The following is a 13,916-nucleotide window of genomic DNA, read 5'->3' on the forward strand; positions in this document are numbered from 1 at the left end:
ATGACACAAATCAATCATGGGCCTTTGCTGAAAAAGCTGATCCTGGTCATCGCCGTCATGTTTGGTTTTGCATTTGCGTTGGTGCCGCTGTATGACGTTCTTTGCCGGATCACCGGCCTCAACGGCAAGACCGCCGAGCAGCCGGCCAGCGCGGATCGCGCCGTGATCGACAGCAAACGTACCATACAGATGGAGTTTCTTGCTCATGCGGACACCCAGATGCCATGGCAGTTTACTCAGGAGACAGATCGGCTATCGATACGGCCTGGCGAAATGAAACTGGTCAATTACCGGGTATTCAATCCGACGGATCGCACCATGATTGGCCAGGCTGTCCCATCAGTCTCCCCCGGACCCGCCGCCGCCTATTTAAAGAAGGTGGAATGTTTTTGCTTCCATCGTCAGGAATTGCGGGCAGGGGAAAGCAAGCTGATGCCACTCAAGTTCTATGTCGATCCCGCCCTGCCCTCCGACATCAACACCATCACGCTCTCTTATTCGCTCTATGACATTACGCAGTCCAAGCCAGCCGATGCGTTGGCGCAGAGGAAATAATCATGGCCAAGGTGAACTCGCACTATTACGTCCCTGAGCAGAGTCATTGGCCCATTATCGGCGCCCTGGCACTGTTTCTCCTGGCCTTCGGTGCGGGCCATCTGGTGAATGAAATAGCACACAAACAATCAGGCATTGGCCGCTATCTGATGATGGCGGGCGTCATATTGCTGGTGTTCATGTTGTTTGGCTGGTTCCGCCATATTATCCATGAGTCCATGACGGGGTTGTACAGCCCCCAGATGGATCGCTCCTTCAGGCAAGGGATGGTCTGGTTCATTTTTTCCGAAGTGATGTTCTTCCTGGCATTTTTTGGTGTGCTGTTTTATGCCAGACAACTCGCCATGCCATGGCTGGATGGTGCAGGAAACAAGGCAATGACGGCGCAGCTGTTGTGGCCGGACTTTTCCGCGCACTGGCCCATGCTCAAGACCCCGGGGGGCACCCAAACCCAGGCTATGCCCTGGCATGGGATCCCGCTCGTCAATACCCTGGTGTTGCTGAGCTCCTCCGTGACGCTGCTGTTTGCTCATACAGGGTTGGAGCAGGGTAAAAGAGAACGGCTCAAATGGATGCTGCTGAGCACAGTGTTGCTTGGCCTGACCTTCTTGTGGCTGCAAGGCTACGAATACATGCATGCATACCGAGAGCTGGGTTTGCGGCTGGACTCCGGAATATATGGCAATACCTTCTTTATATTGACCGGCTTCCATGGCTTGCATGTCACCCTGGGGACTGTATTCCTCCTGATCATCTGGCTGCGCATCGTGCTGAAGGATCATTTTACCGCCGAGCGGCACTTCGCCTTTCAGGCCGCCGCCTGGTACTGGCATTTCGTTGACGTCGTCTGGCTATGCCTCTTTGTCTTTGTATATCTGCTCTGATATTCGTCTAGTAGGGGCGTGGATTGGGCTCAATCCAGCCCATTGCCAGAGAGAGCAGCAAGATGGCGACCACCAGCAGAGAGAACAGGACGCGGCGACCCAGTGGAACCGACATCTTCCGAGCTGCCTGACCCGTGCTCAACATCAGCCAGAGAGCATGGAACAGCTGCCCTATGATGAGCAGCAACATGAGCACCAGCACTATCTTGATCAACATGTTAGGGCCCTCCAAAAGATGCGCGACATGGCGACGTGGCATAAACAGCGACCATTCCATCACAGGCGCTGGATCCTGCTGATATTCACTCTGGGTGTGTCTGCCGGTTTGTGCAAGCTGGCACTCTGGCAATGGCAGCGCGCGGCCGAAAAGGAGGCGTGGCTGGCCCATGTGGTCACCCTGCAGCAGGCGGTGCCATTGACGCTGACCGAGATCGACTGGCGGCAGGCTGAGCGTCTGGACGGTGCACCATTGCGGGGAAAGGTGGAGTGGGTGGCCCCCTATATCTGGCTGCTGGACAATCAGCTGGTCGAGCACGAGGCCGGATATGATGTGCTCATCCCGGTACGCGCCGACAGCCACTCCCCTCCATTGCTGGTGAATCTGGGCTGGCTTCCTGCCCCTGCGCAGCGCCAGCAGTTGCCACTCCCCGTCATTCCGGCAAGGTTCGAGCTTAACGGCCTGCTGCGGATCAAGCCCGGCGGCGTCTTGCTGGGACAGAACATAGAAGCGGGTCCCTATCCGAACCGGCTGCAAGCCATCAGGGTGGATAGCCTGAACCGCATCAGTGGCTTGTCCCTCGTCGATGCCGTTTTTTACCAGCAGACGTCTCCTTTTATCTACCACTATCAACAGCATGTGATGCCGCCAGAGAAGCACAGGGCCTATGCGGTGCAGTGGTTGGGACTGGCGCTGGTAGCGCTGTGTGGCGGTTGGGTGTTGAGCAGGAGGTCCGATGGATAAGTGGAAGGTGCCTGTCGCATTTGCGTTGGTGATCCTGTTGCCTGTGGTGCTGGCCGCACTGACGTTGCGACAGGGCTGGTATGAACCCGGCACTCGCAACAAGGGACAATGGCTGAGCAAAGATGTCTACCTGCTGCAACCACTCCCGTCGAGCCAGACCAAATGGCGGCTGGTTTATCTGGAGGCCAGGCAGTGTGAGGCTGTATGTCAGCAGGTGCCGGTGCTGATGCAGCGGATCCGGAGCGCATTGGGCCGCAACCTGGACAAGCTGGCGCTGGTGCAACTGGTTGATGAGCCAGCGCCCGAGGCAGGCGCAGAGATCAAAACGGGGGACATCATGCTGGTGGACTCACAGGGGTTGGCCATACTGCGTTACGAGGTGCCTGCCAACACGGCGCAGTGGCCGCTGTTTGGCAAGGCAGTGCTGTCGGATGTGCAGCAGTTGCTCAAATATCAGCGAGGCCCTGAATGAAGAGTCAGAAGATGCTGGCGTCGATCGCCATCGCCCTGGCGACGCTGGTCATACTGCTCGGCGCCTATACCCGGCTGACCGATGCCGGACTCGCGTGTCCCGACTGGCCGGGTTGTTACGGCTCTCTGGCCGTCCCTCAATCTGCGCATATCGATCGAGCCGCCCTGCTTTACCCGGAGAGCCCGCTGGAGCCCCACAAGGCGCGCAGTGAGATGGTGCATCGCTATTTCGCCGGAGCATTGGGTTGCATCATCGGGAGCCTGTTCATGCTGAGCTGGCGTTGCAAACAACGCCTACGCCGCATCGCCAGCGCGCTGCTCATCTTGGTGCTGGGTCAGGCCATGCTGGGCATGTGGACTGTGACGCTGGCCCTGCATCCTCTGGTCGTGATGGCCCATCTGCTGGGTGGATTCGCCATCCTGACCCTGCTGTGGTTGTATCGGGTCAACGTGACGACCGACCCCGCCAGGGCAAGCCCTGTCATCAGTGGTCAGGGCTTGCCCTGGCTGGGCAATCTGGCGTGCGCCGTGCTGCTGGTGCAGATTGCCTTGGGTGGCTGGACCTCGGCCAATTATGCCGCCATGGCTTGCGTCGAACTGCCGGTCTGCCAGGATGGCTGGCAAAACCAGCTGGTGTGGGGAGAGGCTTTTCATCTGCCCCTGGGTCATGGCAGCTATGAGTTTGGCGTGCTGGGCAAGGAGGCGCGTCAGACGATCCACATAGCTCACCGCCTCGGAGCCCTGGGCACTGTCTTGCTGGTTGGAGCCTTCGCGCTCGGGCTGATCCGCCAGGGGCACCTATTGCGCCCCCTGGGGGTATTGTTGCTGGCCTTGTTGCTCATGCAGATTGCCTTGGGGTTGGCGAACGTCCATCTGGCCCTGCCACTGGCCAATGCTCTCGCGCACAACCTGGTGGCGGCACACCTGCTGGTGTGTTGTGTGCTGGCCCGTGGGCGGCTCTCTCGCCCCCATCTTTCCCCCTTGCTGTCGCCCGGGGCGATCAGGAGTCAGACATGAACAGCAAGTCATTGGCCCGCATCATAGACATCCGGTTGCTGCGGGACTATTACCAGCTGACCAAGCCCAAGGTGGTGGCACTGCTCCTGCTGACTGCCTGGGTCGGCATGTTGCTGGCCGAGCCGACGGTGGCCTCGCTGGACAACATGGTCTCCGGGCTGGTGGGGATAGGGTTGTTAGCCGCAGCGGCGGCGGCCATGAACCATATCCTGGACCGTGGCATTGATGCACAGATGCGCAGAACGCGCTGGCGACCGGTCGCCACTGGGCGGATCGGCACCAAACCGGCGATGGCGTTTGCGCTCTGGCTGGCCCTGCTGGGCTTTGCCTTGCTCTATTGGGGCGTGAATCCTCTGACAGCCTGGCTGACCCTGGCCAGCCTGTTTGGCTATGCGGTCGTCTACACCCTGCTGCTGAAGCGGGCCACACCACAGAACATCGTCATCGGCGGGCTGGCGGGAGCCATGCCGCCGCTGCTTGGCTGGACCAGCATCACGGGGCAGCTCTCGGCCGAGCCCTGGCTGCTGGTGATGATCATCTTCGCCTGGACGCCGCCGCATTTCTGGGCGCTGGCAATCCATAGACGAGATGAGTATGCCGGCGCCAATATACCCATGCTGCCGGTCACCCATGGCATAGCGTTTACCAAGACGGCGATCCTGCTCTATCTGCTGATGCTGACCCTGATCTGCCTGCTACCCTATCTGATCGGCATGTCGGGCCTGCTCTACCTGATAGGCAGCCTGATGTTGAACCTCTTGTTCTGCTGGCATGGCTGGTTGCTGAAGTACTCGGAGCGGCCCGGTCAGGCGATGCGGACTTTCCGTTTCTCCATCTACCACCTGATGCTGCTGTTTGGTCTGCTGATCCTGGATCACCATTGGCTGTGGCGGCTGTCCTAGGGAAAGCCATCTGCCTTTGAGTTTCAGGGGCTTGGGATGGGGACAATTCAGGGGCGCAGTGCGGGGGAAACGGCTCAAGTGACAAGGCTGGCCCAGGGCCAGCCTTGTCGTTTTCAGAGCTTGACCATGATGTGGCGCGGCACAGTGTAATCCTCCAGTGCGTAGAGGGAGAGATCCTTGCCGTAGCCGGACATCTTCATGCCGCCGTGGGGCATCTCCGAGGTGAGCATGAAGTGGGTGTTGATCCAGGTGCAACCATATTGCAGGTGGCTGGCTACCTTGCTGGCGAGGCTCAGATCCCGGGTCCAGACCGAGGAGGCGAGACCGTAGTCCGAGTCGTTGGCCCACTGCACCACCTGCTCGGCGTCGTTGAAGCGAGTTACCGACACCACTGGGCCGAACACCTCGCGCCGCACTATCTCATCCTCTTGGCGGGCGCCAACGATCAGGGTCGGCTCGAAGAAGAAGCCGTTGCCGGGGCGGATCTTGCCCCCCGCTGTCACCTCCACGTGGCCGCTGCTCTGGGCCCGTTCCACGAAGCTGGCTACTCTGTTGCGTTGCCGGTCCGAGATGAGCGGCCCCATCTCCACCCCTTCCTCACGCTGGCTGCCCACCTTGATGGAAGCCACCGCATCCGTCATGGCGGCGACGAACTTGTCGTAGATCTTGCCCTGGGCGTAGATGCGGCAGGCTGCGGTGCAATCTTGCCCCGCGTTGTAGAAGCCGAAGGTGCGAATGCCGGCCACCACGGCCTCCAGATCCGCATCGTCGAAGATGATGACGGGCGCCTTGCCCCCCAGCTCCAGGTGGGTGCGCTTCATGGTACGGGCGGCGCTCTGCAGTATCTTCTGGCCGGTGGCGATGTCACCGGTCAGCGACACCATGCGCACCAGCGGGTGCTCCACCAGCGGCGCCCCCACGCTCTCGCCCCGGCCGCAGACGATGTTGATGACGCCGCGCGGGAAGAGCTCGCTGGCGAGCTCCGCCAGGCGCAGGGCGGTGAGCGGGGTCTGCTCGGAGGGCTTGAGCACCACAGTATTGCCGGCGGCCAGCACGGGGGCCATCTTCCAGGCGGCCATCATCAACGGATAGTTCCAGGGGGCGATACTGCCCACCACACCTATGGGATCCCGGCGGATCATGCTGGTGTGCCCCTCGATATACTCCCCCGCCAGCGGCCCCTGCAGGCAGCGGGCCGCGCCGGCGAAGAAGCGGAAGCAGTCCACCACAGCCGGCAGCTCGTCGTTCAGCACAGCCAGATAGGGCTTGCCGCAGTTGAGGGATTCGAGCGCAGCGAACTCCTCGGCATGGCGCTCTATGGCATCGGCCAGGCGCAACAACAGGTTGCTGCGCTGGGCCGGGGTGGTGCGGCTCCACTGGGCGAAGGCGCGCTGGGCGCCGTTCACCGCGCGGTTCACTTGCTCGAACGAGGCTTCGGGCACGGAGGCGAGCAACTCGCCGGTGGCCGGGTTGAGGATGGGCTCGGCCGGGCCGTCTCCGGTGATGAACTGGCCGTCGATCAAGAGTTGGGTAGAGAGTTTCATGGTTGCATCCTTGCACGGGCGTTGAGTTGTTACTTGCCACTGCCGGCGACATCCTGGCCGTCGCGGGTGAGGTAGTAGGCAAGCAGAATGGGGATAGTGGTGAAGGCCACTATGATGAGGGCCACCACGTTGGTGACGGGGCGATCGCGGGGGCGGATCAGCTCCTGATACATCCAGATGGGCAGCGTGGTCTGCTGGCCCGCGGTGAAGGTGGTGACGATTACCTCGTCAAAGCTCAGCGCAAACGCCAGCATGCCCCCCGCCAGCAGCGCCGTGGCGAGATTGGGCAGGATCACGTAGCGCAGGGTCTGGAAGCCGTCGGCGCCGAGATCCATGGACGCCTCGATCAGCGACGGGTTGGTGCGGCGAAAACGCGCCAGCGCATTGTTGTAGACCACTACCACACAAAACGTGGCGTGGCCTATGACTATGGTCCAGAAGCTGAACGGGATCTCCAGCAGGCCGTAGGCGGATCGCAGCGCTATGCCGGTGACTATGCCGGGCAGGGCGATGGGCAGCACCAGCAGCAGCGACACCACCTCCTGGCCGAAGAAGCGGCTGCGGGCAATGGCGCCTGCCGCCAGGGTGCCGAGCACCATGGCCGCCAGGGTAGCCAGCCCGGCCACCTCCAGCGACAGCTGGATGGCGCGCCACACATCGGGTCTGTTCAGGGTCACCTCGAACCACTTCAGGGTCAGGCCGGGGGGCGGAAACTGGTAGCTCTTGCTCTCGCTGGTGAAGGCGTAGAGGAAGATGAACAGGATCGGGATGTGCAGGAACAGCAGCCCGCCGATGGCGGCATACTTGAGCAGACCGGAGGCCTGATTCACGGGTGGATTAGAGCGCATCAAAGGCTCCTAAGCGTTTCGCTATGGTGAGGTAGATGGCGATGATGAGGATCGGCACCAGCGAGAAGGCGGCGGCGAAGGGCAGGTTGCCCGCCGTGCCCTGCTGCATGTAGACCACCTGGCCTATATACATGGTCGAGTTGCCAATGATGCCGGGGATGATGTAGTCCCCCAGGGTCAGGGAGAAGGTGAAGATGGAGCCCGCCACCACGCCCGGCAATGCCAGCGGCAGTATCAGGGTGCGAAAGGTCTGGGCCGGGGTGGCGCCGAGGTCGCTGCTCGCCTCCAGCAGGGAGCGCGGGATCCGCTCCACCGCCGCCTGGATGGGCAGTATCATGAAGGGCAGCCAGACGTAGACGAAGACGATGAAGGTGCCGAGCCGCGAGAACGACAGCGAGGGGCCGCCTATCACCGGCAGGGAGAGGATGCCATCCAGCAGCCAGTCCAGTCCCAGACTGTCTGCCAGCCAGCTGATGACCCCCTCCTTGGCCAGGATCAGCTTCCAGGCATAGACCCGTACCAGATAGCTGGACCAGAGCGGCAGCATGATGCCGACGTAGAACAGGGCCCGGGTCTTGCCGCTGGTGTAACGCGCCATGTAGTAGGCGATGGGGAAGCCGAGCAGAGCGCAGGCCAGGGTCACCAGCAGCGACATGCCGACGGTGCGGCCTATGACGTCGAGGTTCTCCGCCCGCAGCAGGGCGACGAAATTTTGCAGTCCCAGCTCGTGGCGTACCTGGCCGCTGAACTCATCCAGTCCGAAGAAGGCGTTGGAGAGCAGCATCAGCAGGGAGCCGACGTAGATGACGCCGAGCCAGATCAGCGGGGGGCCAAGCAGTATCCCCAGCAGCAGGCCGGGTCGACCGTAGAGCAGGGTGGAGAGGCGCCGCAGCGGACTGGATTGAGGGCTAACGGGGGCGTGGCTCATGGCAAGGCTCGCACTGTGGGGGAGGCTCATGGCTGAGCCCCTGACTCGGAGCCATTCAGGCGATGAATGGCCTGTTCCGGCCAGCTGAGGCTGACCCGGCTGCCATGGGCCAGACGGGCCTGCCCCTCGTTGGGGTGGTTGACGATAAGCTCGAGCCGCTCACCCAGATCGACCCGGTAGCGTACGAAGTGACCCAGGTATTCCACCTCGCGGATCTCGCCCGACCAGCCGGGGCTGCCGGCCTCACTGAGCCGGATCCGCTCCGGGCGCACCATCATCTGGCGCTCGTCACCGCACAGCCGTCTGGCCTGCTCCCCCTCGAACAGATTGACGGTGCCAACGAAACGGGCCACAAACGGTGTCGCCGGCGCGTCGTAGATGGTATCCGGTGCGGCTATCTGCTCTATCTTGCCCTGATTGAAGATGCAGATGCGGTCGCTCATGGAGAGCGCCTCCTGCTGATCGTGGGTGACGAAGATGAAGGTGATGCCGAGCTGGCGCTGCAATGCTTTCAGCTCGAGCTGCATCTGCTCGCGCAGCTTGAGATCGAGCGCCCCCAGCGGCTCGTCCAGCAGCAGGATGCGCGGCTGGTTGATCAGCGCCCGGGCGATGGCGATACGTTGGCGCTGGCCGCCGGAGAGCTGGCCCGGTTTGCGACTGCCGACGCCGGGCAGGCGTACCAGCTCCAGCATCTCGTCCACCTTGCGGTAACGCTCCGCCTTGGCCACGCCCTTGAGCATCAGGCCGTAGCCGATGTTGTCGCGCACATCCATGTTGGGGAAGAGGGCATAGTCCTGGAATACGGTGTTGAGGTTGCGATCGTAGGGCGGCACCCGGGAGCAGGGCTCACCGAACAGGCGGATCTCCCCCTCGCTCGGGTATTCGAAGCCGGCGATCATCCGCAGGCAGGTGGTCTTGCCGGAACCGCTCGGGCCAAGCAGGGTAAAAAACTCGCCGGAAGGGATCTGGAAGGAGATGTCGTCGACCGCCTTCACCTCGCCATAGTGGCGGCTGATGCGGTCAAATTGTACGGCGTTCATGGAGCGTCCTTGTCTGTGCAGGGATGGGCCGGACTCCTGTCCGGCCCGCTGGGTTGCGCGTAGTCAGCTCAAGCTCAGCGACCACCCAGGATGGCGATATAGTCGGAGACCCAGCGATAGTAGGGCACGCAAGTCCCCTGGCTCTTGCACTGGGAGACGGGGGTACGCCAGAAGTGCACCCGGTCGAAGTTGTCTATGCCGTTGGTCTTGCAGCCCTCTTTCCCCAGCAGGGCGTTGCCCTCACAGGCAGCGGGCACCACGGGCACTGAGCCGAACCAGGAGGCGAGATCCCCCTGCAGCTTGTTGTTGAGGGAGTGCTCCAGCCACTGGTAGGCGCAGGTCAGGTTCTTGGCCTCGCTGTGTACCATGCTGGTGTCGGCCCAGCCGGTGACTCCTTCCTTGGGCACAGTGGTGGCGATGGGCTGCTTGTCGGCGATCAGGGTGTTGGCCTGGAAGGGCCAGGAGTCGGAGGCCACCACCCCCTCGTTCTTGAAGTCATCGATCTGGACGAAGGCATCGTGCCAGTAGCGGCCCACCAGCTGGCGCTGTTTGCGCAGCAGCTCGAGGGAGGCCTTGTACTGATCCTCGTTCAGCTCGTAAGGGTCTTTGATGCCGAGCGCCGGCTGGTGGGTCATCAGATAGAGGGCGGCATCGGCGATGTGAATGGGGCCGTCGAAGGCCTGTACCCGTCCCTTGTTGGACTTGCCGTCCGGCAGTGTCTGCTCCTCGAACACCAGGCTCCAGGAGTCGGGGGCCTTGGGGAACACCTTGGTGTTGTACATCAGTATGTTGCCGCCCCACTGGTAGGGCACGCCGTAGTGTTTTCCTTCCACAGTGTGCCAGGGTGCACTCTGCAGGCGGGGATCTATCTTGCTGTAGCTCGGAATAAGCGCCAGGTTGAGCGCCTGTACCTTGCCCCCTGCGATGAGGCGCAGGCTGGCGTCGCCGGAGGCGGTCACCAGATCGAAGCCCCCCTCGTTCATCAGCGCCACCATTTCGTCCGAGGTCGCCGCCGTCTTGACGCTGACCTTGCAGCCTGTCTCCTTCTCGAAGCCGGTTACCCAGTCGTAGTTCTTGTCGGTCTCGCCACGCTCTATGTAGCCGGCCCAGGCCACGATATTGAGTTGGCCTTCACCCTTGCCGAGTTCGGTGGGGGCAGCCTGGGTCTGGCCTGCCAGCAGGGCGGGGATCAGGGCCAGGGTCAGGGGGGTCAGTTTCATCTTGCTCTCCTTGCATGATCGGAAACCATGGCGATACCGCAATGGCAATTAACATCCTGTTAACCAGTCATGAGCGTAGGAGAAGACGGTGGTAATGAGAATTTCAATTTTTAACGCCAGAGGTATCTGCTAAATCGATATCGAGTGCAGATGAATCTGAATTTCTGTGGCAAATACGGTCGTCAGGTCTCCGGGAACGGTTAGCGAGAGACCTGCTGGCGGGCCCGCAAGCGACTCTGATCCCGCACAATGTCGATGAATTCGCGGGCAGTCCAATCCAGCCGCGAGCCGCGCCGCCACACCAGCCCTATGTCGATGGCGGGAATGGGCTCCTTGATGGTGCGGGCCTCGACCCGCTCCTGCTCCAGTGACCAGGGGCGATAGGCAAAGTCCGGCAACAGGGCAACCCCGAGCTGGCTGGCTACCAGGCTGCGTACCGCCTCCACCGAGGCGGTGCGCAGCACGATGCGCGGCGCTATGCCGTAGCGGCGCAGGCCGCCGCCGATGATCTGGTCCAGCTGATCGGCGGTCAGCGAGATCATGGGCTCTTCGCCGAGTGCCTTGAGGGAGAGGGTAGATTCGGCGCAGAGGGGGTGGTTGGCGGCGAGCCAGACCCGCAGCGGCGAGCGGGTCAGCAGCTCGGTATCGAACGCCTCCTGGCGGATGGTGCGGTTGGTCATCAGTATCCCCACGTCCACCTCGCCGTTGACTATCTGGTGCTCGAGATAGGGTTGTTCATCCTCCTTCACCTCGATCCGCACCGCCGGAAAGGCGCGGCGAAAGCGGCCGAGCGCCTCCGACAGGTAGTAACCGGCCACCAGGGTAGTGACCCCTATGGTGAGCTGGCCCTGATCCTGCTGGGCCACCGCCTTGAGGGACTGGCCTGCCTCCGTCATGGCACCGAGGATGCGGCGGGCGTGCAGCAGAAACTGGTGGCCCTGGGTGGTGAGGCTGACCCCGCGCGGATTGCGCTCGAACAGGGCGGCGCCCAGCTCGGTTTCCAGCTCGCGAATGGCGCTGGTGACTGCCGACTGGGAGATGTGCAGCTCGGCGGCGGCGCGGCTGACCGAGAAGCTGTCGGCCACGGCGACGAAATAGCGGATCTGGCGAAAGGTAAAGTTCATCTGGGCATCCTGCCACTCGCGACTGGGGTGGCTGCCAGCTTAACCTCGAATCCCGCTCAAACAAAAGGCGCCGTGATGGCGCCTTTGTCATTGATCTCGCAATGATTAGCGGGAGCTGGCAGCGGCCACCAGCGGAACCCGGTTCACCGCCTTGCCCAGGTAGGCGAGGGTGATGGTCACTATGATGCAGGTGAAGCTGAGCCACATGTAGGGCAGGTAGTCGAGGGTGGCGACCCCGAGCACTCCGGCCATGAAGATGCCGTTGTCGCTCCAGGGCACCATGCCGCAGGTGAGGGTGCCGCCGAACTCGGCGTTGCGGGAGAGGTTCTTGCGTGCCAGCCCCAGCCGGTCGTAGTTCTTGGCCATGATCTTGGGGGTCAGGATCAGCGACACATACATAGCCGAGCCGAACACGTTGGCCAGGAAGGCGGTGCCTATGGTGTGGCTGGTCAGGCTGCCGACGCTGTTGATGCGCTTCTCGAAGGCGCCGGCAATCACTTCCAGAATACCGACCTTCTCCAGCAGGCCGCCAAAGCCCAGACCGAAGATGATCACGGCCACCGAGCCCAGCATGGACTCCATGCCGCCGCGACCCAGGATGTTGTCGATGAAGTCGATGCCGGAGATGATGGGGAAGGGGCTGTAGGCGGAGTGCATCGCCTTGACCGGATCCATGTCCTGAAATGCGATGGCCCAGATCAGGCCCAGCAGGGCGCCGAAGCTGATCACCGGGAAGGCGGGTTTGCGGTTGGCCAAGAGGCCCAGCACCAGCACCACGGGGACTATGGCCAGCGGCGTGATGTTGAACTGCTTGTCGAGCGCTTCCATCACCAGATTGACCTGCTCCAGGCTGACATTGCCGGAATACTGCATGCCGACCAGGGTGAACAGCACGGCCGTGATGACATAGGAGACTAGGCTGATGGGCAGCATCCCCTTGATGTGTTCCACCACATCGACGTTGGACATGGTCGATGCCAGCACCACTGAGTCGGAGAGCGGGGAGAGCTTGTCACCGAAATAGACACCGGAAAGCACTGCGCCGGCCACCAGGGGGGCGGGGACGCCCAGGCTGTGGCCAATGCCCATCATGGCGATGCCGGCGGTGGCGGCCGAGCCCCAGGAGGTACCGGTGGCCAGGGAGGTGAGGGAGCAGATGATCAGGGTCGCCAGCAGGAAGATGGAGGGGTGTATCACCTTGAGACCGAAGTAGATGATGCTGGGCACTATGCCGCCGGCGATCCAGGTGCCGACCAGGGCACCGACGGAGACCAGGATCAGGATGGCCCCCATCCCCTTGGAGACGCCGTCGACGGCGGCCTGCTCCAGGGACTTGTAATCATGGCCTAGCTTGATGCCGAGCCCCATGATGACGAACCAGGCGATGAACAGCGCCAACTGGATTGGCAGGTCGAGCACGCTGGTAAACGAGAAGGCCAGGGCCAGGAAAATGGCCAGGCAGGCAAATACCTGCGACATGCCCGGTAGTCGGATGTGGTTTTGTTGGTTTTGCATAGATACTTCCTAAACTCTTGCTCGCCAAGGTCAGTCCCTCTCGTCCTGTGGATACACGTATCCCGAGGGGCCAACCCAAAAAGAGGCCGCAATCTACCACAAACCTGGGGGGGCAAATCCCAACAGATTTAGCAAAAATGCAGTTTTGATTGAAAAACTTACAAATTAGTTGATCTCATAACCCGTTTTTGAGTGCTCTATTTGCCCCTATGGGACATTCGACTCTGATAGAAAAGTCCGATTGCATACTCCTAAAATACAAATGATAATCGTTATCAAATAATAAAGGAGGAGGCATCACCATGATCTGGATTGTGAGAGTCATGCTGTTGGTCGGGCTGCTGGCCGTGCTGGGCTGGGGTCAGGAGAAGGAGTACGGCATCTGGAGTCTTGGCTTTGTGCTGGCCGCCTGGGTCATGCTGGAACCCAGGCTGAGGCCTGCCCTTATCCTGCTGCCGGTGGCCGGCATGACCGGCATAGCGGCTCTGATCTGGCAGCAGCCATGGTGAGGATCAGGGGATGGGGGCGCTCTGGACCTTCTCCTGTGCCAGCTTGAGCGACTCAATGACGTTTTTCTCCATCTCGGTACGCTTGGCATCGGTCAGGAAGTAGATCATGTCGACGTCGTGACGTATGTAGTGGGAGGGCAGCTGGTTGAGGGTCAGGCAGCAGAGATCGGCCATCTGGTTGGCGTTCAGCGTCAGGTTCAGACCCTGTCTCTCAATCTCCTTGAGCACCAGATGCTCGTAGAAGTTGTGAATGTCGGTATCCAGTATCATATGCGTTCCTTGGCATGACGATGGGCGGTAAGTCGTCAAAAGCATAGTCATAACAAGGAGTAAAAACAAAAAGCCCATCACTTGCGTGATGGGCCTTTTATGTAATGAATGGTGCGAAGAGAGGGACT

The 13,916-nt window shown here is 61.4% G+C and carries 16 protein-coding genes; 7 read left to right on the forward strand and 9 right to left on the reverse strand.

Going from position 1 to position 13,916, the window contains the following annotated elements:
* Together BN1118_RS02305 and BN1118_RS02310 are read left to right on the forward strand one after the other, a co-directional pair.
* Positions 1-555: a cytochrome c oxidase assembly protein gene (locus tag BN1118_RS02305; protein WP_043554393.1), complete on the forward strand. Its 555-nt coding sequence runs from the start codon at positions 1-3 to the stop codon at positions 553-555.
* 2 nt (positions 556-557) lie between these two features.
* Complete coding sequence (locus tag BN1118_RS02310; RefSeq protein WP_043554395.1) at positions 558-1,439, forward strand: cytochrome c oxidase subunit 3; 882 nt, start codon at positions 558-560, stop codon at positions 1,437-1,439.
* Between the two features lie 7 nt (positions 1,440-1,446).
* Here the strand turns inward: BN1118_RS02310 and BN1118_RS02315 are convergent, their stop codons facing one another.
* Positions 1,447-1,656 (reverse strand): DUF2909 family protein, encoded by a 210-nt coding sequence (locus BN1118_RS02315; protein WP_043554396.1) that lies wholly within the window; start codon positions 1,654-1,656, stop codon positions 1,447-1,449.
* A 27-nt stretch (positions 1,657-1,683) separates the two neighbouring features.
* Between BN1118_RS02315 and BN1118_RS02320 the strand changes: the two genes are divergently transcribed.
* From BN1118_RS02320 to cyoE, 4 genes are read left to right on the forward strand one after another with little or no spacing between them, the layout of a single operon-like run.
* Positions 1,684-2,400, forward strand: a complete 717-nt coding sequence (locus tag BN1118_RS02320) for an SURF1 family protein (RefSeq protein WP_043554397.1) — start codon at positions 1,684-1,686, stop codon at positions 2,398-2,400.
* Complete coding sequence (locus BN1118_RS02325; RefSeq protein ID WP_240485611.1) at positions 2,393-2,872, forward strand: hypothetical protein; 480 nt, start codon at positions 2,393-2,395, stop codon at positions 2,870-2,872. The genes BN1118_RS02320 and BN1118_RS02325 overlap by 8 nt, the downstream gene beginning before the upstream one ends.
* Positions 2,869-3,888, forward strand: a complete 1,020-nt coding sequence (locus tag BN1118_RS02330; protein WP_043137236.1) for a COX15/CtaA family protein — start codon at positions 2,869-2,871, stop codon at positions 3,886-3,888. The genes BN1118_RS02325 and BN1118_RS02330 overlap by 4 nt, the downstream gene beginning before the upstream one ends.
* Positions 3,885-4,790, forward strand: a complete 906-nt coding sequence (gene cyoE / locus BN1118_RS02335) for a heme o synthase (protein ID WP_043137234.1) — start codon at positions 3,885-3,887, stop codon at positions 4,788-4,790. Before BN1118_RS02330 ends, cyoE begins: the two co-directional genes overlap by 4 nt.
* Positions 4,791-4,903: 113 nt before the next feature.
* On the opposite strand, the gene BN1118_RS02340 is transcribed toward cyoE, so the two are convergent.
* The 7 genes from BN1118_RS02340 to nhaC form a co-directional block, all read right to left on the reverse strand.
* Positions 4,904-6,334, reverse strand: coding sequence for a gamma-aminobutyraldehyde dehydrogenase (locus BN1118_RS02340; RefSeq protein WP_043554398.1), 1,431 nt, complete (start codon positions 6,332-6,334; stop codon positions 4,904-4,906).
* A 29-nt stretch (positions 6,335-6,363) separates the two neighbouring features.
* Positions 6,364-7,182 carry an ABC transporter permease gene (locus BN1118_RS02345; protein WP_043554399.1) on the reverse strand — a complete coding sequence of 273 codons (819 nt, stop codon included), beginning with the start codon at positions 7,180-7,182 and terminating at the stop codon, positions 6,364-6,366.
* Complete coding sequence (locus tag BN1118_RS02350) at positions 7,172-8,140, reverse strand: ABC transporter permease (protein ID WP_043554400.1); 969 nt, start codon at positions 8,138-8,140, stop codon at positions 7,172-7,174. Before BN1118_RS02350 ends, BN1118_RS02345 begins: the two co-directional genes overlap by 11 nt.
* Positions 8,137-9,150, reverse strand: a complete 1,014-nt coding sequence (locus tag BN1118_RS02355; RefSeq protein WP_043554401.1) for an ABC transporter ATP-binding protein — start codon at positions 9,148-9,150, stop codon at positions 8,137-8,139. The genes BN1118_RS02350 and BN1118_RS02355 overlap by 4 nt, the downstream gene beginning before the upstream one ends.
* 74 nt (positions 9,151-9,224) lie before the next feature.
* Positions 9,225-10,370: an ABC transporter substrate-binding protein gene (locus BN1118_RS02360; protein ID WP_043137226.1), complete on the reverse strand. Its 1,146-nt coding sequence runs from the start codon at positions 10,368-10,370 to the stop codon at positions 9,225-9,227.
* A 200-nt stretch (positions 10,371-10,570) separates the two neighbouring features.
* Positions 10,571-11,494: a LysR family transcriptional regulator gene (locus BN1118_RS02365; protein ID WP_043137224.1), complete on the reverse strand. Its 924-nt coding sequence runs from the start codon at positions 11,492-11,494 to the stop codon at positions 10,571-10,573.
* Between the two features lie 105 nt (positions 11,495-11,599).
* Positions 11,600-13,009: a Na+/H+ antiporter NhaC gene (nhaC, locus tag BN1118_RS02370; protein ID WP_043137222.1), complete on the reverse strand. Its 1,410-nt coding sequence runs from the start codon at positions 13,007-13,009 to the stop codon at positions 11,600-11,602.
* Between the two features lie 302 nt (positions 13,010-13,311).
* Here nhaC and BN1118_RS02375 point away from each other — a divergent pair, with 302 nt between their 5' ends.
* A complete protein-coding gene (locus BN1118_RS02375; protein WP_021141290.1) occupies positions 13,312-13,518 on the forward strand; it encodes a hypothetical protein in 207 nt (68 codons plus the stop codon).
* A gap of 3 nt (positions 13,519-13,521) precedes the next feature.
* On the opposite strand, the gene BN1118_RS02380 is transcribed toward BN1118_RS02375, so the two are convergent.
* Positions 13,522-13,788 (reverse strand): late competence development ComFB family protein, encoded by a 267-nt coding sequence (locus tag BN1118_RS02380; protein WP_043137219.1) that lies wholly within the window; start codon positions 13,786-13,788, stop codon positions 13,522-13,524.
* Positions 13,789-13,916: the final 128 nt, after the last annotated feature.

The sequence above is a fragment of the Aeromonas bestiarum genome, from assembly GCF_000819745.1.
Lineage (GTDB): Bacteria > Pseudomonadota > Gammaproteobacteria > Enterobacterales > Aeromonadaceae > Aeromonas > Aeromonas bestiarum.